Raw genomic sequence first — 20,738 nt, 5'->3', positions numbered from 1 at the left:
GCGTGCCCGCCGCCCCCGGCCGTCCCGGGGCCGCCGCCCTGCTGGCGCCCGGCCGCTGCCGGGTCGTGGGCGTGCTCAACACCACCCCGGACTCCTTCTCCGACGGCGGCCGCTTCCTCGACGCCGGCGCGGCCGTGGAGCGCGGGCTGGCGCTGCTCGCGGCGGGCGCGGACCTCGTCGACGTGGGCGGGGAGTCCACCCGGCCCGGCGCCGCGCGCGTGGACGCCGACGAGGAGCTGCGCCGCGTCCTGCCCGTCGTCGCGGCCCTGGCCGGGCGGGGGGTCGCCGTCAGCGTCGACACGATGCGCGCGCGGGTGGCGCGCGAGGCCGTGGAAGCGGGCGCCGTCGTCGTCAACGACGTCTCCGGCGGCCTGGCCGACCCGGCGATGGCCGCCGAGGTGGCGCGCCTGGCGGCCGAGCACGACGTCGCCTACGTCCTCTCGCACTGGCGCGGGCACTCCGACGTGATGACCTCGCGCGCCGTGTACGGCGACGTCGTGGCCGAGGTCGAGGGCGAGCTGCGCGCCCGCCTGGCCGCGGTGACGGCCGCGGGGCTGGACCCGCGCCGCGTCGTCCTCGACCCCGGGCTGGGGTTCGCGAAGGTCGCCGAGCACGACTGGGCGCTGCTGCGCGCGCTGCCGCGGCTGGCCGCGCTGGGGCACCCCGTCCTCGTCGGCGCCTCCCGCAAGAGGTTCCTGGGCGCCCTGCTGGCCGACGGCGGCGACCCGCCGCCGGCGCCCGCGCGCGACGACGCGACCGCCGCGGTCAGCGCCCTGGCCGCCGCGGCCGGCGCCTGGGGGGTGCGCGTGCACGAGGTGCGCGCCTCCGCCGCCGCGGTCCGCGTCGCCGCCGCCTGGACGGCCCCCGAGCCCGACGGGCACGCCCCCCAGCACGCCCCCCAGACCCCCCGGAGCAGCCCGTGACCTCGCTCGACGCCGCCGGCCCCGTCCTCGACGCCCGCGGCCGGGTCCTGGACCGGGTGGTGGTGCGGGGTCTGCGCGCCGTCGGCCGGCACGGCGTCCTGGCCTTCGAGCGCGCCACCGGCCAGCCGTTCGGCCTGGACGTCGCCCTGCACCTGGACACCCGCGAGGCCGCCGCCGCCGACGACCTGGGCGCGACGGTCGACTACGGCGCGCTGGGCGAGCGGCTGGTGACGCTGCTGACGGGGGAGCCGGTGCAGCTGGTGGAGACGCTCGCCGACCGCGCCGCCCGCACCTGCCTGGCCGCCTCCGAGCGGGTCGTGGCCGTCGACGTCGTCGTCCACAAGCCGCGCGCGCCGCTGACCGTCCCCTTCGAGGACGTCGAGCTCGTCGTGCGCCGCACGCGGGACGACCTGCCGTGACGCCCGCGCGGCCGCTCGCGGGCGGGCGGGGTGGGCGGGGCGCGCCGTGAGGCGCCTCGTGCTGGCGCTGGGCGCCAACACCGGTGACCGCGCCGGCACGCTGCGCTCGGCGGTCGCGGCCCTGCGCGCGCTCGACGGCCTCGTCGTCGACGCCGTCTCGGAGGTCGTGGAGACCGACCCCGTCGGCGGGCCCGAGCAGCCGGACTTCCTCAACGCCGTCGTGCTGGGCCGCACGTCGCTGGAGCCGCTGGCGCTGCTGGACGCCTGCCAGCGCGTCGAGGCCGCGCACGGGCTGGACCGCGCGGCGAAGGTGCGCTGGGGGCCGCGGCCCCTGGACGTCGACGTCGTCGACCTGGAGGGCGCGCGCGGCGTCCACGGCGGTGGCCGGCTGGTCGTCCCGCACCCGCGCGCGCACGAGCGGGCGTTCGTCCTGGCGCCGTGGGCCGGGCTCGACCCGGGCGCGCGGCTGCCCGGCCCGGACGGCGGGGAGCCGCGCACCGTGGCCGACCTGCTGGCCGTCGCCCCGGACCGCGCCGGCGTGCGCGTCCCGGCCGTGCCGGTGGTGCTGGCGTGAGGCCCGTGCGGCCCACCCGGCCGGGGGTCCTCGCCGCCTGCGCCGCGCTGGCCGCCGTCCTGACGTGGTCGGGCCTGCGGGTGTGGGTGGCGCGCGGGCGCGCCGAGCCGGAGCTGCTGTGGACCACGCTGCTGACGATCGGGCTGCTCGCGGTGGCCGTCGTGGCCGTCGGCTGGCCGGTGCGCCAGTGGGTGCGCGGGGAGAAGGAGCGGCGCATCGACGCGCTGCGCGCCGCGCGGACGGTGGCGCTGGCGAAGGCGGCGTCGCTGGCCGGCTCGCTGCTGGTCGGCGTGTTCGCCGGGGTGGTCGTGCACTACCTGCCGACCGCGCACATCGCCGCGCGCCGCGACCAGCTGCTCGTCGCGGTGGCCGACCTGGTGGTCTCCGCCCTGCTCGTGGCGGCCGGCCTGGTCGTCGAGCGCTCCTGCCGCGTGCCCCCGCGCGACGACGACCCCGGCGGCCCGCGCGCCGACCCCGCCCCCTGACCCCGCTCCCGTGCCCCGCGGTGGTCGCGGACGGGTCAACGCTCGACCGTCCACGACCACCGCGGGGGGCGGGGTGGGTCAGGAGGGCTCAGGTGGGCCAGGCGAGGTCGGCGACGACGGGGGAGTGGTCGCTGGCGCCGCGCCAGCCCTCCGCGTCGGCCACCGGCTCCAGCCCGGCGACGAGGACGACGTCCACCCGCGCCGCGCCCGGCCCCGGGCCCCGGGTCAGCTGCGGCCGGTCGCCGACCGCCCGGTGCACGTCGACGAGACCGCCGCCGGTCAGCACGCGCAGCGGCTGGTTGAGGTCGCTGGAGTTCAGGTCGCCGCCGAGCACCACGGCCCGCCCGGCCGCCCGGCGCTCGCGGGCCACCTCCACGAGCCGCTCCGCCTCCGCCACCCGCGTGCGGGCCGCGGCCGCCGTCCCGCCCGCGGGGTTGCGCTCGACCTGCTCGCCCGCGCACGTCAGGCACGGCGAGGCCAGGTGCAGCGAGACGACGTCGACCTCGCGCCCGCCCACCGCGACCGTCACGACCTCCGCGGGCCGCGCCCCCGCCGGCAGGCCGTCGACGGGGACGACGCCCGCCAGCGGGGTGCGCGACCACACCGCCGAGGCGTCGCTCCACTCGTCGCCCGACAGCCGGCCCAGCCGGCGGTGCGGGTAGTCGGGGAACTCCCCGGCCAGCTCCCGCGCCGTGCGGGTCGTCACCTCCTGCAGCAGCACGACGTCCGGCTCCCACGCGGCCAGCAGCGCCCGCAGGCCCGCCACCCCGCGCGGGCCGCTGGTGTTGTAGACGGCCACCCGCAGGTCGTGCTCGCCTCCGCCGCGCCACGGCAGGGCGTAGGGCCCGAGCAGCCACGCCGCCGCCACGGTGGGCGTGAGGACGGCGACCGCGGCGCGCCGCCCGCGCAGCACCAGCGCGGCCAGCAGCAGGACGGGGGCCGGCAGCAGCCACCAGAAGGCGCTGAGGGCGACGGCGTAGCTGAGGGCCGTGCGGTCGCCCAGCGCGACCACGAGGACCAGCGCGGCCGTCGCGGCGACGCCGTAGGCGGTGACGAGCGCGCGCAGCGGTGAGCGCCGGCGGGCGGGGCGGGAGGGGGCGGGAGGGGCGGTCGCGGCGGCGGCCGTCGGGTGCACGCCGCCATCCTCACCCACCGGCGCGGCGCGCGGCCCGCCCGGGCGTCCCGCCGTCCCCGCCCGCCGCCTGAGCCCGCCCGCGCGTCCGGGCCGGGGCGTCCGGCGTCCGGCGTCCGGCGTCCGGCGTCTGGCAGGCTGGCCGGGTGAGCGCGCCGGGTCTGGAACCCTTCGCCCCCGAGGGCGTGCAGTGGCGCCGGGTGTCCCCTCGCCTGGCGACGGTGCAGCGCATCGCGCTGCTCGCCTGGCTGCTGCCGATCGCCCTGGTCGCCCTGGTCCTGGCCGCGCTGCTGACGTGGTGGGTCGCGACGGCCGCGGTCCTCGCGCTGCTGCTGGCCGCGTGGGGCTGGTGGGTGGTGGGCCGGCAGGTGCCGGCGTGGGGGTACGCCGAGCGCGACGACGACCTGCTCGTCACCCACGGGGTCCTGTTCAAGTCGATCGTCGTCGTGCCCTACGGGCGGCTGCAGTTCGTCGACGTGCAGGCCGGGCCGCTGGACCGCCGCTTCGGCATCGCGCGGGTGCAGCTGCACACCGCCTCCCCGTCCACGGACGCCGCGGTGCCGGGACTGCCGCCGGAGGAGGCGGCGCGGCTGCGCGACCGGCTCGCGGCCCGCGGCGAGGCGCGCCTGGCGGGCCTGTGAGCGGCGACGGCGTCCCGAACCCGCCCGGCACCCCGCCCGGCACCCCGCCCGGCACCGCGGACGAGCCCGTCGGCGCCGGCGTCGTCCCGGCGGCCGAGGCGGTCGACCCGGCGGCCACCGAGCACCTGGACGAGCCCACCCGCGCCGTGTTGGCCGACCCGGGCTGGCGGCGCCTGCACCCGGTGACGCCCGTGCTGCGGGCGTGGAAGGTCATCGCGGTGGCGCTGGCCTTCCTCGTGGGCAACAACCTCGACGAGCTGGCGCGGCTCGACGTGCCCGCGTGGGTGCTGCTCGGCTCGCTGCTCGGCGTGCTGCTGGTCCTGGCGCTCGTCGGCGCGGTCTTCAGCTGGCTGTCGTGGCGCAAGATGCGCTACCGCCTCGACGCGGAGGCCGTCCACCTGGAGACGGGCATCCTGTGGCGCCAGCAGCGCCGCGCCCAGCTGGACCGGCTGCAGGCCGTGGACGTGGTGCGCCCGCTGCTGGGCCGCCTGTTCGGGCTGGCGGAGCTGCGCCTGGAGGTCGCCGGCGGGGCGGGCAGCAAGGTGTCGCTGGCGTACCTGCGCGAGGAGGAGGCGCAGCGGGTGCGCAACGCCCTGCTGGCAGCGGCCGCCGGGGTGCGGCTGGAGGCCACCGGCGGCGAGGTGCGCGCGGACGAGGCCCCGCAGCGGGAGGTCGCCGAGGTCACGCCCGGGCGGGTGGTCGCCTCGACGCTGCTGTCGGGGGTGACGATCGCGGCGCTGCTCGTCCTGGTGGGCGTGGGGGTGGCGGCGGTGTGGACGCGCAACGCCGCGCCCCTGCTGGGCGCGGCCCCCGCGCTGCTGGGGCTGCTGTCCGCGTCGTGGCAGCGCTTCAGCCGCTCGTTCGGCTTCACGGTGGCCGACTCCCCGGACGGGCTGCGGCTGCGGCACGGGCTGCTGGAGCAGCGCTCGCAGACGGTGCCGCCGGGCCGCGTGCAGGCCGTGCGGATCTCCCAGCCGCTGCTGTGGCGGCCGAAGGACTGGTGGCGCGTCGACGTCAACGTCGCCGGCTACGGGCAGGGCGGGGACGCCGGGGAGCAGTCCACGGTGCTGCTGCCGGTGGGCACCCGCGAGGAGCTGGCCCGGGTGGTGGCCGTGGTGGTGCCGGGCCTGGGCACCGAGCGGGAGTCGCCGTTCGACGTCGTCAGCCGCGGGCTGGTGTCCACGGGCGACGACGGCGGGTTCACCCCGGCGCCGCGGCGGGCGCGCTGGCTGGACCCGGTGGCGTGGCGCCGGCACGGCTTCCGGGCCACCGAGCACGCCTTCCTGGCCCGCAGCGGGCGGGTTCTGCGGCAGCTGGACGTCGTCCCGCACGCGCGCACGCAGAGCCTGGGCGCCGCGCAGGGCCCGCTGCAGCGCCGCCTCGGGCTGGCCAGCGTGGTGCTGCACTCCACACCGGGCAAGGTCGCCCCGCGGGTGGACCACCTGGACTCGGCGACCGCCGCCCGGCTGCTGGCCGAGCAGGCGGTGCGGGCGCGCGCCGCGCGCGCGGCCGCCGGCCCGGAGCGCTGGATGACGCGGCCCGCCGGGCAGCCGCCCGCGGACCAGCCGCCCGCGGACCAGCTGGCCGCGGACCAGCCGCCCGCGGACCAGCCGCCCGCGGACCAGCCGCCCGCCGGGCGTCCTGGTGAGGGCCCCGCGGGCGTCAGCGCGGACCGGAGCTGAAGCGCCGGCGGACCTGCCCGACCACTCCGTCGATCTTCGCCCGCGTGGCGGGGTCCTTGGAGGCGGCCTGCAACCGCCGCGTCGCCTCGCTCGCCGCCCGCCGCCCCTGCGGGGTCGCCAGGAACGCCGAGATCTTGCCCACCAGACCGGCCACGCCGTCCTCCTCGTGCTCGCTGCGCGGACCCCGTGCGGCCCGCGCAGGGGACAACCGTGCGGCAGCCCGGCGGGTTCCGCACCCGCGGCGGCCGCGCGTCAGTCCCGGCGCAGCACGAGGGCGACGTCGGTGACGGTGAAGAGGAACTGCCCGGCCCGGGCGGTGCGGCGCAGCCCCTCGACCCAGCCGGCGGCCACGGGCGCCAGGTCCTCCTCGTCGCCGGCGGCGGCCAGGACCGCGGTGGCGACCTTCCAGGCCACCGACCCCTCGTCGAAGCGGCGGTGCGGGTCGGCCCAGGAGTGGACCGACTCCACGGTGAACGGGCTGCGCGCGGCGTGGCGCAGGAGCTTGCGGCCGGCGAAGCCGTCGACCTCGGCGCCCGCGGCGGGCGCGGCGGCCACGAACCGGTCGAGCAGCCGGCGGGTGAGCTGGTCGTCCTCGCTGGTGAACAGCGCGGTGTCCCAGTCGGAGTGGGCCAGGACGGCCCGCCCGCCCGGGCGCAGGACGCGGTGCAGCTCGCGCAGGTGGGCGTCGACGTCGTCGAGGTGCTCGACGGCGTTGACGGAGGCGGCCACGTCCGCGGTGCCGTCCTCCAGCGGCAGGGCCGTCAGGGAGGAGATGTGGGCGCGCACGCGCGGGTCGAGCAGCAGGTCGTCGTCCAGGACGGAGCCGACGTCGACGGCGTGGACCGTGCCGGCGCCGGCCGCCAGCAGGGCCCGGGTGGTGCGGCCGGAGCCGCACGCGAGGTCCACGGCGACGGCGCCCGCGGCCGGGTCGGCGAGCGAGGCCACGTTCTCGAACCGTCCCACGCCCGCACTGTAGGCGGCCGGTCAGCGGCTCCCGCCGTCACCCGATCGCCACGTCGTCCGGGACGGCGTGCGACTGCGCCGTCTCAGCGTCGTCTCAGCGGGGACGGCCCGCGCACCCCCGTCTCGTCACGCCGGGTCGACGGTCTCCTCGCGGTGCGTGGTCGCGGTGCTCCTGACGGGTCGATGTGACCGGATCGACCACTCTCACGCCACGTCATGGTGTCCACGACTCGCCTACGATTTCGACTGCCGCCCCGCGAGGACGGCGGTGCCGGGGGGGCGCCGCCGGCGGAGGCGCGACGACGTTCTGCAGCGTTCGACGACGGGGGGTCCCCGTCCAGAGGGGGAGGCGAGCCGCGCAGTGGTGGACACGACGCGACAGCAGGTACCGGCGACGGGCGGGCAGCCGCCGCGGCCGCGCTCGCACCGGCGCCGCTGGTTCCTGGGTGCCGGGCTGGGGGGCGCCGCGCTCCTCGGCGGCGGCGCCTGGTGGCTGGCCTCGGACGACGACGAGCCGCAGCGCACGGAGCCGCGGCCGTGGACCCCGCGCCCGCACGTGCCCGCCGCGCAGCTGGACACCAAGTGGGTCGGGGTGCAGACGCACACCGTCTCGGTGGCCGAGGAGTTCGAGGAGTGGCTGGGCCGGCCGATGGACTGCGTCGTCGTCTTCGGCTCGGAGACGGACTGGAACGCCATCACGGGCCCGTGGTTCGCGATCGACGCCCCGCGCGGGCAGGACTGGTCCGGCTGGGTGGCTGACGCCCCCGACGAGCGCACGCTCGTGATCTCCACCGCCATGGTCCCGAAGGACCCGCCGTCGGACTGGCGCGCGCGCGGCGCGGCCGGCGAGTACGACGAGCACTGGCGCGCGTTCGGCCGCAACCTCGTCGACGTCGGGCTGGGCAGCTCGATCGTCCGGCTGGGCTGGGAGATGAACGGCACCTGGTACGAGACGCACTACATCGGTGAGGACGAGGAGCGGCGCGAGGACTGGAAGGAGTACTTCCGCCGCGCCGTGATGGCGATGGAGGTCGACGGCTCGGACTTCGAGATCGACTTCAACATCGCCGAGGGCCCGCAGAACTCCGTCGGCATCGAGGACATGTACCCCGGGGACGACTGGGTCGACATCATCGGCGTGGACGTCTACGACTCCTACATCGCCCCGATCGACCCCGGCGCCCGCTGGCAGGCCAAGGGCGAGAAGGTCAACAGCGTCCAGTACGTCGCCGACTTCGCGGCCTCGGTGGACAAGCCGATCAGCTTCCCCGAGTGGGCGATGGTCGCCGAGGGCGATACCCAGGGCGGCGGCGACAGCCCCGCCTTCATCGACCAGATGGCCGACGTGGTGGCCTCCGAGCGCGTGCGGTACCAGGCGTACTTCAACGTCCCCGAGGGCGGCGTCGGCATGACGCTGGCCGACGCCCCGGAGGGGTCGGCCGTCTTCCGGGAGCGCTTCGGCCCCTCGGGTGACGCTGCGCCGGAACGGGCCTGAGCGGCGGTCGCGTCCAGTAGTCTCACCGGCGCGGAGCGCGCCGGCGCAGTCCTGTCGTGCCCCGGCGCGGCGGTGACGTGCCGCGGGGGGCGGCACGAGGGGGGAACGACGTGGGACGCCTGAGCAGGCTGCGCAGCGCGGGCATGACGCGCGGCGTCTGGAACATCGCCGACCAGATGGTGGCGAGCGCGAACAACTTCCTCGTGCAGATCATCATCGCCCGCTCGGTGAGCGACGACGACTTCGGCTCGTTCGCCATCGTCTTCGCGATCTTCAGCGTGCTCACGGGCTTCTTCCGGGCGGTGGCCACGCAGCCGGTGGCCATGCGCTTCGCGGGCGCGGACGACGACGAGTTCCGGCGGGCCAGCGGCGCCGCGGTGGGCCTGGTGTTCACCGGCAGCGTCCTGCTGGGCGCGGGGCTGGTGGCCGCCGGGCTCCTCGGGCCGTTCCCGACGGTGCTGGGGCAGTCGCTGGTGGCGCTGGGCATCGTGCTGCCGGGCCTGATGATGCAGGACGCGTGGCGGCAGGTGCTGTTCGCGCGGCTGCGGCCGGCCGCGGCCTGCCTGCTGGACGCCACGTGGGGCGTGCTGCAGCTGGCGGCCGTGGCGGTCCTCGTGCTCTCGGACGTCGGCTCGGTGTTCGCCTTCACGCTGGCGTGGGGCGGGGCCGCCGTGGCGGCGTCGTTCGTGGGCCTGGCGCAGGTGCGCACCCGCCCGAAGCTGACCCGGGCGCTGCCGTGGGTGCGCGAGCAGTCGTCGCTGACCCGCTACCTCGTGCCGGAGTTCGTGCTCCAGCAGTCCGGCGTGCAGATCGCGATCGTCATCGTCGCGGCCGTGGCGGGTCTCGCGGCCGCCGGCGGGCTGCGCGGGGCGAACATGCTCACCGTCCCGGCGACCATCGTGTCGGCGGGGCTGATGTCGTTCGCCGTGCCGGAGCTGGTGCGCCGCCGCGACCGCATGACGAACCGGACGTGGACGCTGGCGGCCCTCGGCGTCTCCGGGATGGTCTCGGTCGTCTCGGTGGTGTGGGGGTCGCTGTTCCTCGTGCTGCCCGACGCCGTGGGCCAGGCGCTGCTGGCGGACACCTGGTCGGGCACCCGCGAGGTGCTGGTGCCGATCATCGTCGGCCAGGTCGGTGCGGCCCTGTCGGTGGGTCCGGCGGCACTGCTGTACGCCAACGAGGGCGCGCGCATCACGATGCGCCTGCACGCCGTCTACACGGTGGCGCTCATCGGGTTGTCGACCGTGGGGGCGGTCCTGTTCGGGGCCGTCGGCACGGCGTGGGGCATGGCGGCCGCGTTCTGGATCGTCGTGCCGTGGTGGTTCCTGCTGACCCGCCGGCACGTGCGGCGCACGCCCGACGGGACCGAGACGACGGCGCCGACGCCGGTCGGCTGAGGCGGGTCCCCGGGCTCGCCCGAACCCTCACGTGGCGTCAGAGTAGGGTCCGGTGCGTCCGCACCGCCCTGCCGCCCCGGAGGAGGACCGTTGCGCCTGCACGTGGTCTACGGCACGGGGGCGAGCCCCGACGGCCGCTCGCTGGCGACCTTCTGCACCGCATTGGACGCGGCCCGCGGCGCGGGTCTCGTCGGCGACGCCGTCTTCCTGACCGACGGCCCGCTGCCCCTGGACCGGGTGCGCGCGGTCGACGCGCGCGGCGTGGTGCGGCCGGCGGTGCCGTCGCGCGGCCGGCGCGCGGCCGCGGCGGTGCTGGACGTCCCGGGCCGCGGCGGCTGGGACGAGGAGGACGTGGTCCTGCTCGCCGACGACGGCTGGGACTGGCGGCGCGAGGCGCTGGTGGCGGTCGCCGTCGCGGCGCAGCACCACCCCGGCGCCTACCTCCTCCCGGGCGGCGGGCAGCGGTCGCCGGGGCAGGAGCGGGTGCGGTGGGTGGAGCGCCCCGGGGCCCCGGGGGCCTTCGCGGCGCGGGTGCGCGAGCTGCGGCGGGACCGCCGCAGCCTCCTGCCGCTGCGCTCGGGCGAGCGGGCCCGGGCGCGCGGCGTGGCGTCGGCGCTGCGGCCGCCGCGCCGCCGCCGCCGCGTCCTGACGGCCGTGCCGGCGCTGGCGGTGCCCGCCGGGTCCGCGGTCCAGGACCGCGCGGGGTTCCCGGTCGCGGAGGGCTGAGGGGGCGGTCGATCAGCCGCGCAGGCCGTGCAGCGCGTCGAGGACGGCGTCGGCGCCGGCCAGCTGCTCGGCCAGCCGGTCGCGGCGGTGCTGGAGGTCGGTGAGGACCTCCTGCACGCGCGCGGTGTCGACGGTCCGTTCGTCCCCGGGGCGGGGGTCGAGGAGCGTCAGCAGCCCGCGCATCTCCTCCAGCGAGTACCCGAGCGGCTTGAGGCGGCGGATGAGCAGCATCCGCTGGACGTCGGCCTCGCTGTAGAGGCGGTAGTTGCCCGCGCTGCGCACCGCGCTCAGGAGCCCCTCGTCGTCGTAGTAGCGCACCGTCCGGTGGGACAGGCCCACCCGTTCGGCGACCTCGCCGACCTGCAGCGCGGGGCGGTCCCGGGCGTCCGGCTCGTCGACGGCGGTGTCGGGACGCTCGGGGGACGTGCTCACCCGGGCAGCGTACGGGAGGGGCCGTGGGGGACCCGGTGGGCGACGGCGGTGGACACTACCTTGACGTGAAGGTAACGTTGTGAGTGCCGAACGGACCGGAGCGAGTCCCGCAGGCCCCACGACAACACCCCGCGCAGCGCCGCGCGTCCTGGTGGGCACGACGACGGACCACCAGGGGTGCGCCCGACGTGCCCCGTGACCACGAACGGATGCTGCGTGACCAACCCCGACGTGATGACCGCTCCCGCCCCCCGTCCGCCGAGGGAACGCCCCGCGTGGTTGTCGCCGCGCGTGCTGCGCACCGAGGTCCTGGCGGGCCTCGTCGTGGCGCTGGCGCTGATCCCCGAGGCCATCTCCTTCTCGATCATCGCCGGGGTCGACCCCCGGGTGGGGCTGTTCGCCTCCTTCACGATGGCCGTCTCCATCGCCTTCCTCGGCGGGCGCCCCGCCATGATCTCCGCCGCCACCGGGGCGATCGCCCTCGTCATCGCCCCGGTCTCCCGCGAGCACGGCCTCGACCACCTCATCGCCACCGTCATCCTCGCCGGCGTCATCCAGATCGCCCTCGGCCTGCTCGGGGTCGCCCGGCTGATGCGATTCATCCCGCGCAGCGTGATGGTCGGCTTCGTCAACGCCCTGGCGATCCTGATCTTCACCGCACAGCTTCCCTACCTGCAGGACGTGCCGTGGACGGTCTACGTCGTGGTCGCCGCCGGCATCGCGATCATGGTGTTCCTGCCGAAGCTGACGACCGTCGTCCCCGCGCCCCTGGTCGCCATCGTCGTGCTCACCGGTGCGGTCGTCGGCATGCGGCTGGCCGTACCGGACGTCGGCGACCAGGGGACCCTGCCGGACAGCCTGCCCGCGCTGTTCCTGCCCGACGTGCCGCTGACGCTGGACACCCTGTCGATCATCGCGCCGTTCGCGTTCGCGATGGCCCTGGTCGGGCTCATGGAGTCCCTGATGACGGCCAAGCTGGTCGACGACATCACCGACACGCCCTCGCACAAGACGCGCGAGGCCTGGGGCCAGGGCGCGGCCAACGTCATCACCGGCTTCTTCGGCGGGATGGGCGGCTGCGCGATGATCGGCCAGACGATGATCAACGTGAAGTCCGGGGCCCGCACCCGGCTGTCCACGTTCCTGGCGGGGGCGTTCCTGCTGGTGCTCGTCGTCGGCCTGGGCGACGTCATCGCGACGATCCCGATGGCCGCGCTCGTCGCCGTGATGATCATGGTGGCGGTGGCCACCTTCGACTGGCACTCCGTGCGCCGGGGCACCCTGCGCCGCATGCCGAAGTCGGAGACCGCCGTGATGCTCTCGACCGTCGTGGTGACGGTGTGGACGCACGACCTGGCCTACGGCGTCGTCACCGGTGTCCTGGTCGCCGCCCTGCTGTTCGCCCGCCGGGTCGCCCACCTGGTCGACGTGCGCAGCGTCGTGGAGGACGACGGCACCAAGGTCTACGCGGTGACCGGCTCGCTGTTCTTCGCCTCCAGCAACGACCTCGTCCACCGGTTCGACCACACCGGCGACCCGGAGCGCGTCGTCATCGACCTGTCCGAGGCCCACGTGTGGGACGCCTCGACGGTCGCGTCCCTGGACGCCGTCACGACGAAGTACGAGGCCAAGGGCAAGACCGCGAGGATCGTGGGCCTGGACCCGGCCAGCGCCGCGCGCTACGACCGCCTCGCCGGGCACCTCGCCGGCGGCCACTGAGCCGTCCGCGGGAGGTGCGGCGCTCGCGTACCGTCGTCCCGCCCCGCAGCACGCCACGTCCAGGAGGTCCCCGCAGTGAGCACGAGCCCCGCCGGGCCGGACCCGGCCGGTGCCGCCGACGTCGAGCGCGAGGCCGCCCGGCGCCGCACCACCGCGGTCATCAGCCACCCCGACGCCGGCAAGTCGACGCTCACCGAGGCCCTGGCCCTGCACGCGCACGCCCTGCGCCAAGCCGGTCACGTCCACGGCAAGGGCGGGCGCGCGGGCGTCGTCACCGACTGGCAGGACATGGAGAAGAGCCGCGGCATCTCCATCAGCTCCGCGGTGCTGCAGCTGCACCACCGCGGGCACGTCGTCAACGTCGTGGACACCCCGGGGCACGCCGACTTCTCCGAGGACACCTACCGCGCGCTGACCGCCGTCGACGCCGTCGTCATGCTCGTCGACGCGGCGCGCGGCATGGAGGCGCAGACCCGCAAGCTGTTCGGCGTCTGCCGCCACCGGGGCCTGCCCGTCATCACGGTCGTCAACAAGTGGGACCGCCCGGGGCGGGAGGCGCTGGAGCTGCTCGACGAGGTCGAGGAGGTGACGGGCATGCGCCCCACCCCGCTCACCTGGCCCGTCGGCGTCGCCGGCGACTTCCGCGGACTGCTGGAGCGCGGCAGCGGTGACTACGTCCGCTACACGCGCGCCCCGGGCGGTGCGACCCTCGCCGAGGAGCACCGCTTCCCCGCGGACCGGGCGGAAGCCGCCGAGCCGGACGCCTGGCCGCGGGCGCTGGAGGAGCACGAGCTGCTGCGGGAGATCGGCGCCGACCACGACGAGGCCGAGTTCCTCGCGGGCCGCTCGACGCCGGTGCTGTTCACGGCGGCGGTGGCGAACATCGGCGTGGCGCAGGTCCTCGACGCCCTCGTGGACGTCGCCCCCGCCCCGCACCGCCACGGCACCGCGGACGGGGGAGCGGTCGAGGTCGGCGACCGCTTCACCGCCCAGGTGTTCAAGACGCAGACCGGCATGAACCCCGCCCACCGCGACCGCCTGGCCTTCGCCCGCGTCCGCTCGGGGCGCTTCCGGCGGGGGATGACGGTCACCGACGCCCGCACGGGCCGCCCGCTGGTCCTCAAGCACGTGCAGACGGTGTTCGGCGCCGACCGGCAGACCGTCGACGACGCCTGGCCGGGCGACGTCATCGGGCTCGTCAACGCCAAGCACGTGCGGGTGGGCGACACGCTGCACGACGGGTCCGCGGTGTCCTTCCCGCCGCTGCCGGTGTTCGCGCCCGAGCGCTTCCGCGTCGTCCGTCCCCTGGACCTCGCGCAGGGCAAGCAGTTCCGCCAGGGGCTGGCGGAGCTGGACAGCGAGGGCGTCGTGCGGCTGCTCACCTCCACCCGCCGCGGCGAGGGCGAACCCGTCCTCGCGGCCGTGGGGGACCTGCAGTTCGACGTGGTCCGGCACCGGATGGAGCACGAGTTCCGCTCGCCCGTCGTCCTGGACGAGCTGCCCTACTCCGTCGCCCGCGTCGTGGACGCCGAGGCCGAGCAGCTGCTGCGCGCCGACCGCGCGGCGGAGGTGGCAGCGGCCCGGGACGGCACGCTCTTCGCCCTGTTCAGCGACGTGTGGCGCGTGCGGGCCTTCGCCCGGGCGCACCCGGAGGTGCGCCTGGACGAGCTCGTCGCGACGGACTGACCGGCCCGTCGGCGCCCGCCCTCAGCGGGCGCCGACGCGGCCGATGCGGTCCAGCGCCCCCGGCAGGGGGCGGGTGACCCAGGGCGCGGACTTCATCCGCAGGGCGGGGGACTCCACCAGCCACCAGGAGGCGGCGGCCACGGCGGCCGCGGTGGCGAGCACCACGACGACCACGGCGGCGACCGGCAGGTCCGCGACGGGCGTGCTGACCAGCAGCACGATGACCGGCCAGTGGTAGATGTACACGCCGTAGGACAGGTCCCAGCCCGGGTCCTGGCGCAGCGGCAGCTTCACCACGGCCAGCAGCACGAGGTACGCGAACCCGAGGGCGCCGACCGCGCGGTAGTCCTCGAACAGCGCCAGCCCGCCCACGAGGGACGCGGCGGCCGCGAGGGTCCACGGCCAGGTCATGACGACGTGCCCGGAGAACAGGTGCGCCGCGGCGCCCAGGAGGAAGACGAACGTCAGGCGCAGCAGCAGCTCCTGGGGCACGAGGGTGACCCCGAACTCCTCGGAGATCGTCGCCACCTGCAGCAGCCCCAGCAGCCCCAGGACGAGGACGGGCTTGCGCCGCAGCACCCCGACGACACCGAGCGCGGCGACGATCCCGTAGCACAGGGCCTCGTAGAACAGCGTCCACAGGGCGCCGTTGGCGGTGCCGTCACCGGGGGTGCCGGCGGGCAGGGCCTCGATGTCGAACTGGCGGATCAGCAGCGCCGCGTTGTTCACGGCGTAGTCGAGCGCGGAGCCGTCGCCGCGGTACACGGCCAGCGCCCCACCGCCGTTGAGGACGGAGGCCAGCGGGGCGAACACGGCGGCCGTCAGGACGAGGCAGACGTAGAACGCGGGCGCGATGCGCAGGAAGCGGTGCCACAGGTAGCGGCGCAGCGAGGCCAGCCGCAGGAAGCTGGCGGTGACGAGGAAGCCGCTGACGACGAAGAACCCGTCGACGGCCAGGTCGCCCAGCAGGGTCTCGCCCAGCTGCGGCTGCCAGCCGCGGGCGAGCTGCGTGGTGTGGGTGACCGCGACGGTGGCGGCCAGCAGCAGCCGCAGCATCGTCAGGCTGTTCGACCGCGGGTCGAAGAGGTCGGCCAGCGTGCGGCCGCCCCTCCGCACGGCCAGTGCCGAGGTCGTCGTGGCGGTGGGCCCGAGGCCCGTGCGCGCCGACGTCACCGCGTCGTCCCCGCCGCTGCGAGCGCGCACGACCGGGCGCGACTGACCTTCTCCCACGTGACCCCCCCGGGCTCGTCGTCGGGCGAGTCCCGACCCTACCGTTACGTGACGGTAGATTTCCGAGCGCGGGGCGGCAAGGTGCCGGCCGGTGAACGTCCGCGGTGATCTCGGTGACGTTCCGTGGAGGGTCTGTGTCACCGTGACGTGACGGTAGAGTCTCGCGTCGGCCGGGCGGCGGACCCCTCCCCAGAGGTCGCTGACCGGTCACCCTCCGTCTCGACAGCGCAGCGCCGCGCCGCGGTGGACGGTCCACCACCCACCCAGCAGGGGTCGCCCGCGGCCCCGCGAGCAGGAACGGCGGACAGCGCCCGTGACCAACCCGGAAGTGATGACCGCGCCGGCTCCACCCGTTCGGAGCAACCGGCCGGCGTGGCTGTCGCCGCGCGTGCTGCGCACCGAGGTCCTGGCCGGCCTCGTCGTGGCGCTGGCGCTGATCCCCGAGGCCATCTCCTTCTCGATCATCGCCGGGGTCGACCCCCGGGTGGGGCTGTTCGCCTCCTTCACGATGGCCGTCTCCATCGCCTTCCTCGGCGGGCGCCCCGCCATGATCTCCGCCGCCACCGGGGCCGTCGCGCTCGTCGTGGCCCCCCTGGTGCGCGAGCACGGCCTCGACCACCTCATCGCCACCGTCATCCTCGCCGGCGTCATCCAGATCGCCCTCGGCCTGCTCGGGGTCGCCCGGCTGATGCGGTTCATCCCGCGCAGCGTGATGGTCGGCTTCGTCAACGCCCTGGCGATCCTGATCTTCACCGCACAGCTTCCCTACCTGCAGGACGTGCCGTGGACGGTCTACGCGATGGTCGTCGCCGGTATCGCGATCATGGTGTTCCTGCCGAAGCTGACGACGGTGGTGCCCGCGCCGCTGGTCGCCATCGTGCTGCTGACGGGCCTGACGGTCCTGGCCGGGCTCGTCCTGCCGGACGTGGCCGACCAGGGCGAGCTGCCCGACAGCCTGCCGTCGCTCGTGTGGCCGGACGTCCCGCTGACCCTGGACACCCTGTCGATCATCGGCCCCTACGCGCTGGGGGTGGCGCTCGTCGGGCTCATGGAGTCGCTGATGACGGCCAAGCTCGTCGACGACATCACCGACACCCGCTCGCACAAGACCCGCGAGGCTTGGGGGCAGGGCGCGGCCAACGTCATCACCGGCTTCTTCGGCGGGATGGGCGGCTGCGCGATGATCGGCCAGACGATGATCAACGTGAGGTCCGGCGCGCGCACCCGGCTGTCGACCTTCCTGGCGGGGGCGTTCCTGCTGGTGCTCGTCGTCGGCCTCGGCGACGTCGTGGGGATCATCCCGATGGCCGCCCTGGTGGCCGTCATGGTGATGGTCTCGGTGGGGACCTTCGACTGGCACTCGGTGCGCCCGGCGACGCTGCGCCGCATGCCGCGCAGCGAGACGGCCGTCATGCTTTCGACGGTCGTGGTGACGGTGTGGACGCACAACCTGGCCTACGGCGTCATCGTCGGCGTGCTCGTCGCCGCGCTGCTGTTCGCCCGCCGGGTCGCGCACCTCGTCGAGGTCACCAGCGCGGTCGACGCGGCCGGGGTGAAGACCTACACGGTGACCGGCTCGCTGTTCTTCGCCTCCAGCAACGACCTCGTCCACCAGTTCGACTACGCCGGCGACCCGCACGAGGTCGTCGTCGACCTCTCGCAGGCGCACGTGTGGGACGCCTCCACGGTCGCCGCGCTGGACGCGGTCACGACCAAGTACGCGGCCAAGGGCAAGACCGCCCGCATCGAGGGACTGAACGCCGCCAGCGCCGAGCGCTACGAGCGCCTGGCCGGGCACCTGTCCACGCACTGACCCCGCGGGGCGCGGCGGGGCCTCAGGCCCCGCCGCGCCCGTTCGGGTCGGCCGGCACCACGGTGACGCGCACCTGCGCCGCCTCGGCGACCTCGCGCGCGTGGTCCTCGGCCGCGGTGCGGGCACTGGCCCGGCGCTCGTCGTCCAGGTCCCGCTCGAAGCGGTGGCCGATGAACAGCGAGCACAGCGGCAGCAGCACGTAGAGGACCTGCGGCTGCAGCAGGGCGCCGGTCAGCACGGCGTTGGCGAACAGGCCCGACCACGCCAGCGTGGGCGAGGGGGAGCGCCGGGCGATCGCCAGCACCGCGAACACGGTGAACAGGACCGTGGCGGGGATGCCGTACTCCAGGACGAGCTTGGCGATCCCGGAGAAGTTGATGGGCAGCCCGGTCGCGCCGAAGATCTGGTCGGCCAGCTGGTCGGCCCAGCCGGCGCCGGCGCCCCACAGCGTGGTGAGCGGGTCGGTGGCCCACGTGCCGAGGATCTGCTCGTACGGCTGCACGAAGCGCAGGCTGCCGCTGGAGTTGTCCACGGACGCCTCGTCGGTGCGCGAGGCGATGATGGTCCCGAACGGCGTGGCCAGCGCCACGAGCCCGCCGACGACCGCGGCCACGACGATGCGCGCCGTCCACACCCCGCCGCGGCGCAGCGCCAGCAGCGCCACGCCGAAGGCGACGTACAGCAGCCCGGTGCCGGAGATGCAGCAGATCATCGCGGTGCCCAGGACGACGGCGCGCAGCAGGCTGGCGCGGCGCACGAGGCTGGACAGCAGCGCCAGCGCGAGGAACTGGGCGAAGATCGACGGCTCGAGGAAGACGAAGGCGTTGGCCCGGTAGACCGAGGCGCCGTACTCGATCGGGTTGGACGTGTTGTAGCCGAGGAACAGGAAGCTCGACGGCACCCAGCTGAGCAGGTAGTCGCGGTAGCCCCAGACCCCGGCGACCTGCGCGAGCGTCTGCGCGATGCCGATGCCGGCGAAGACGAGCATGAGCGCCTCGAACCGGGCCAGGACGCGCGGGTACAGGTGCTGGCGCGCGGGGTGGAGGGTGAAGGCGAACGCCACCCAGATGACCGGCAGGTAGACCAGCGACGTGACGGCGCCGACGCCCTCGCGCACCAGGACGATCCCGGCGGCCAAGAAGCAGGCCGCCATCGCCACGACGAACACCCGCATCGCGGGCGCGTTCTCCACGACGTCGCCGTGGTAGAGCAGGAAGGCGATCCCGGCGATCGTCACCAGGACGCTGACCGACAGCAGCGGACCCACGGGCACGGCGAAGCGCTGCAGCACTGTGATCGACAGCAGGATGGCCGTGATGACCGCCATGACCCGCCGGTCGGCGACGGTGCTGGCGCGCAGGCCGCCGTCGGCGTCGTCCGCGGTGGGCTCGACGGGGACGGCGGCGGGGTCGGCGCTGGGCCTCTTCGGGGCGATCGGCACGCGGCTGCTCCGGTGGTCGGTCCGTGGGTCCCGGCGGACGGGTGGTCGGGTGCGGACGAGCGGGTGGAGATCGGGTGCACGCTGGTCGCGGGCCTCGCCGCCGGCCGTCCTCGCGTGCCATCGTAGGTGCGCCGCGGGGCCCCGGCGGGGTCCTGGACGGAACCCCCACCGGAACGATCCACGGTGCGTGACCGCACCACCCGATCGGCGTCACGACTGGCTGCTCCGAGCGGGTCACTCTGCGCGTCCGGGGGGTTCGTCGTGGCCCGGGGCGCGGTCCCCGGTGGGATGATGACGCGGGACCGTCCGTCGACACCGGGCGGACGGCAGGGTGCTCGTGCACCCGGGGGGGACCAGAGGGAGAGGCCTGTGGCGGAGACGCGGATGGGACCGGAACGGCACGGCACGGGCGTCTGGGGCGCCGTGTTCCGGCACCGCTGGAAGGTGCTGGCCGTGGCCGTCGTGCTGGCGCTCGCCGGCTACTTCGGCGCGGGGGCCCTGCTGACGCCGAGCTACACGGCGACGGCGACGATCACCTTGTCGAAGGACCGCCCGTTCGACCCGACGGCGTCGGGCAACCAGGGCGCGCAGCTGGGCGACCCGACCCGGTGGGCCTCGCTGCAGGCGGCCATCGTGGAGTCCAGCACCGTGCTGAGCGCCGCGCAGAGCCCCGTCGAGGTGCCGGCCACGGCCGACGAGCCCGCCACGACCGTGCAGGTGCCCGTCTCCGAGGCGGACGACTTCCGCGCCGGCCTGACGGTCGAGGCGCAGACGGAGACGAACCAGGTGTTCGTCACCGCGACCGGCACCACCCCGCAGAACGCGGCCGACACCGCCGACGCCATCGCCTACGCCTACCAGGCGCAGGTCCTGGCGCAGGTCACCGCGGCGCGCGACGCGGCCCTGGCGACCGTGCCGGAGACGACCGCCGCGACCGACGCGGCGACGGCCGCCTCCAACGCCCAGCAGGTCCAGCAGATCAACCTGGCGGCCTCCTCCTACGGCTCCGGCGTCGCGAGCATCGACTCCGCCCGCGTGCCCACGTCGCCGTCGCCGCCGTACCCGTGGCAGCTCGGCCTCGTCGGCGGGGTGGTGGGCCTGCTGGCCGCCGCCGGCGCCGTCGCCTGGGGCGCGCACCTGAAGCAGCGCGTCACGGCCCCGCCGCTGACGGGCGTGGCCGAGCTGGCGCGCTGGGGCTCGCTGCCCACGCCGCGCTCGCTGACCGACCCGCTGAGCGGGCCCAGCCGCAGCGCGGGCGTGGTCCTGGTCGGCCTGCAGCACCTCGGCCACCTGCGCACCCCGCGCCTGGAGGTCGGCTCGGTGCTCGTCACGGCCGTCTCCGGCAGCGCGGGCGCCCTGGCCACCGGCCTGGCGGCCTCGGCCGCCCGCGCCGGGCGCCGCGTCGTCCTCGTGGACGCCGACGAGCAGGGCAGCCGCCTGGCCCCCTTCGGCGCCCCGGTCGAGGACGGGCTGGCGCAGACCCTGCCCGAGCGGCGCTGGGGCGACGAGGTCCGCCCGTGGGTCATCGGCGGCGGCGCCGTCGTCGGGGTGCTCCCGCTGGACGCCCGCTCGCTGCAGCCGCACGTCGTGGGCGCGGGGGTGCGCACCCTCGTCGAGGCCGGCTACCTGGTCATCTTCGTGGGCGGTTCGGTCGTCTCCAGCCCGGTGGCGTTCGCCGTCGCCGGTGAGGTCGACGCCGTGCTCGTGCAGGTGGAGGCCGACCCGCGCGCCGAGGTCGTCAGCAAGACGCTGGCCCAGCTGTCCATCGCCGCCCCGGCCGTGGTCGCGCAGGTCGTCGTCGGGGACACCTCGGGCGGCGCGGGCGGCGACGTCCGGCCCCCGCAGGGCTCCTCGGCCCGCCCGGTGGTCTCCCCCCAGCCCGACCCCGAGGTCGCGGCCTCCCGGCGCGGCTGACACCCGCCCGGACGACGCTCCGCACGGCACCGCACGACGACGGCGCCCCACCCGCGAGGGTGGGGC

19 protein-coding genes are annotated in these 20,738 nt (G+C 76.0%); 13 read left to right on the top strand and 6 right to left on the bottom strand.

The window, feature by feature from the left end:
• The first annotated feature begins 2 nt into the window (after nucleotides 1–2).
• The 4 genes from folP to ACRYMY_RS00080 are packed head-to-tail and all read left to right on the top strand — an operon-like array spanning nucleotide 3 to nucleotide 2,401.
• Nucleotides 3–923, top strand: coding sequence for a dihydropteroate synthase (gene folP, locus ACRYMY_RS00095; RefSeq protein ID WP_432545389.1), 921 nt, complete (start codon nucleotides 3–5; stop codon nucleotides 921–923).
• Nucleotides 920–1,342 (top strand): dihydroneopterin aldolase, encoded by a 423-nt coding sequence (folB, locus tag ACRYMY_RS00090; protein ID WP_432545230.1) that lies wholly within the window; start codon nucleotides 920–922, stop codon nucleotides 1,340–1,342. Before folP ends, folB begins: the two co-directional genes overlap by 4 nt.
• 46 nt (nucleotides 1,343–1,388) lie before the next feature.
• A complete protein-coding gene (folK, locus tag ACRYMY_RS00085; RefSeq protein WP_432545229.1) occupies nucleotides 1,389–1,916 on the top strand; it encodes a 2-amino-4-hydroxy-6-hydroxymethyldihydropteridine diphosphokinase in 528 nt (175 codons plus the stop codon).
• A complete protein-coding gene (locus tag ACRYMY_RS00080; protein WP_432545228.1) occupies nucleotides 1,913–2,401 on the top strand; it encodes a DUF3180 domain-containing protein in 489 nt (162 codons plus the stop codon). Before folK ends, ACRYMY_RS00080 begins: the two co-directional genes overlap by 4 nt.
• An 88-nt stretch (nucleotides 2,402–2,489) precedes the next feature.
• On the opposite strand, the gene ACRYMY_RS00075 is transcribed toward ACRYMY_RS00080, so the two are convergent.
• Nucleotides 2,490–3,536: an endonuclease/exonuclease/phosphatase family protein gene (locus ACRYMY_RS00075; protein WP_432545227.1), complete on the bottom strand. Its 1,047-nt coding sequence runs from the start codon at nucleotides 3,534–3,536 to the stop codon at nucleotides 2,490–2,492.
• A gap of 143 nt (nucleotides 3,537–3,679) precedes the next feature.
• On the opposite strand from ACRYMY_RS00075, the gene ACRYMY_RS00070 reads away from it, so the two are divergent.
• Both ACRYMY_RS00070 and ACRYMY_RS00065 read left to right on the top strand, forming a co-directional pair.
• On the top strand, nucleotides 3,680–4,174 hold the full coding sequence (locus tag ACRYMY_RS00070) for a PH domain-containing protein (protein WP_432545226.1): 495 nt from the start codon (nucleotides 3,680–3,682) through the stop codon (nucleotides 4,172–4,174).
• Nucleotides 4,171–5,856 carry a PH domain-containing protein gene (locus ACRYMY_RS00065; protein ID WP_432545225.1) on the top strand — a complete coding sequence of 562 codons (1,686 nt, stop codon included), beginning with the start codon at nucleotides 4,171–4,173 and terminating at the stop codon, nucleotides 5,854–5,856. The genes ACRYMY_RS00070 and ACRYMY_RS00065 overlap by 4 nt, the downstream gene beginning before the upstream one ends.
• Here ACRYMY_RS00065 and ACRYMY_RS00060 read toward each other — a convergent pair.
• Nucleotides 5,837–6,010: a hypothetical protein gene (locus ACRYMY_RS00060; protein WP_432545224.1), complete on the bottom strand. Its 174-nt coding sequence runs from the start codon at nucleotides 6,008–6,010 to the stop codon at nucleotides 5,837–5,839. The two genes, ACRYMY_RS00065 and ACRYMY_RS00060, sit on opposite strands and share 20 nt — an antisense overlap.
• Nucleotides 6,011–6,108: 98 nt before the next feature.
• Nucleotides 6,109–6,819: a methyltransferase domain-containing protein gene (locus ACRYMY_RS00055; protein WP_432545223.1), complete on the bottom strand. Its 711-nt coding sequence runs from the start codon at nucleotides 6,817–6,819 to the stop codon at nucleotides 6,109–6,111.
• Between the two features lie 364 nt (nucleotides 6,820–7,183).
• Between ACRYMY_RS00055 and ACRYMY_RS00050 the strand changes: the two genes are divergently transcribed.
• The 3 genes from ACRYMY_RS00050 (at nucleotide 7,184) to ACRYMY_RS00040 (ending at nucleotide 10,437) form a co-directional block, all read left to right on the top strand.
• Nucleotides 7,184–8,314: a glycosyl hydrolase gene (locus ACRYMY_RS00050; RefSeq protein WP_432545222.1), complete on the top strand. Its 1,131-nt coding sequence runs from the start codon at nucleotides 7,184–7,186 to the stop codon at nucleotides 8,312–8,314.
• A gap of 110 nt (nucleotides 8,315–8,424) precedes the next feature.
• Nucleotides 8,425–9,711 carry an MATE family efflux transporter gene (locus ACRYMY_RS00045; RefSeq protein ID WP_432545221.1) on the top strand — a complete coding sequence of 429 codons (1,287 nt, stop codon included), beginning with the start codon at nucleotides 8,425–8,427 and terminating at the stop codon, nucleotides 9,709–9,711.
• Between the two features lie 90 nt (nucleotides 9,712–9,801).
• A complete protein-coding gene (locus tag ACRYMY_RS00040) occupies nucleotides 9,802–10,437 on the top strand; it encodes a hypothetical protein (RefSeq protein ID WP_432545220.1) in 636 nt (211 codons plus the stop codon).
• Between the two features lie 12 nt (nucleotides 10,438–10,449).
• Here the strand turns inward: ACRYMY_RS00040 and ACRYMY_RS00035 are convergent, their stop codons facing one another.
• Nucleotides 10,450–10,869: a MerR family transcriptional regulator gene (locus ACRYMY_RS00035; RefSeq protein WP_432545219.1), complete on the bottom strand. Its 420-nt coding sequence runs from the start codon at nucleotides 10,867–10,869 to the stop codon at nucleotides 10,450–10,452.
• Nucleotides 10,870–11,103: 234 nt separating this feature from the next.
• Between ACRYMY_RS00035 and ACRYMY_RS00030 the strand changes: the two genes are divergently transcribed.
• Together ACRYMY_RS00030 and ACRYMY_RS00025 are read left to right on the top strand one after the other, a co-directional pair.
• A complete protein-coding gene (locus tag ACRYMY_RS00030) occupies nucleotides 11,104–12,588 on the top strand; it encodes a SulP family inorganic anion transporter (RefSeq protein WP_432545388.1) in 1,485 nt (494 codons plus the stop codon).
• 75 nt (nucleotides 12,589–12,663) lie between these two features.
• Nucleotides 12,664–14,274 (top strand): peptide chain release factor 3, encoded by a 1,611-nt coding sequence (locus ACRYMY_RS00025; protein WP_432545218.1) that lies wholly within the window; start codon nucleotides 12,664–12,666, stop codon nucleotides 14,272–14,274.
• 21 nt (nucleotides 14,275–14,295) lie between these two features.
• Here the strand turns inward: ACRYMY_RS00025 and ACRYMY_RS00020 are convergent, their stop codons facing one another.
• Complete coding sequence (locus ACRYMY_RS00020; protein WP_432545217.1) at nucleotides 14,296–15,477, bottom strand: acyltransferase family protein; 1,182 nt, start codon at nucleotides 15,475–15,477, stop codon at nucleotides 14,296–14,298.
• A gap of 358 nt (nucleotides 15,478–15,835) precedes the next feature.
• Between ACRYMY_RS00020 and ACRYMY_RS00015 the strand changes: the two genes are divergently transcribed.
• Nucleotides 15,836–17,317, top strand: a complete 1,482-nt coding sequence (locus ACRYMY_RS00015) for a SulP family inorganic anion transporter (RefSeq protein ID WP_432545387.1) — start codon at nucleotides 15,836–15,838, stop codon at nucleotides 17,315–17,317.
• A gap of 22 nt (nucleotides 17,318–17,339) precedes the next feature.
• Here ACRYMY_RS00015 and ACRYMY_RS00010 read toward each other — a convergent pair whose 3' ends face one another.
• Nucleotides 17,340–18,758 (bottom strand): hypothetical protein, encoded by a 1,419-nt coding sequence (locus ACRYMY_RS00010; RefSeq protein WP_432545216.1) that lies wholly within the window; start codon nucleotides 18,756–18,758, stop codon nucleotides 17,340–17,342.
• Nucleotides 18,759–19,127: 369 nt separating this feature from the next.
• Here ACRYMY_RS00010 and ACRYMY_RS00005 point away from each other — a divergent pair, with 369 nt between their 5' ends.
• Complete coding sequence (locus tag ACRYMY_RS00005; protein WP_432545215.1) at nucleotides 19,128–20,672, top strand: Wzz/FepE/Etk N-terminal domain-containing protein; 1,545 nt, start codon at nucleotides 19,128–19,130, stop codon at nucleotides 20,670–20,672.
• Nucleotides 20,673–20,738: the final 66 nt, after the last annotated feature.

Origin of the sequence: Kineococcus haloalkalitolerans, assembly GCF_050871905.1 — a bacterium.
Lineage (GTDB): Bacteria > Actinomycetota > Actinomycetes > Actinomycetales > Kineococcaceae > Kineococcus.
The sequence above is the reverse complement of the archived record's forward strand: the minus strand, read 5'-3'. Positions and strand labels throughout refer to the sequence as shown.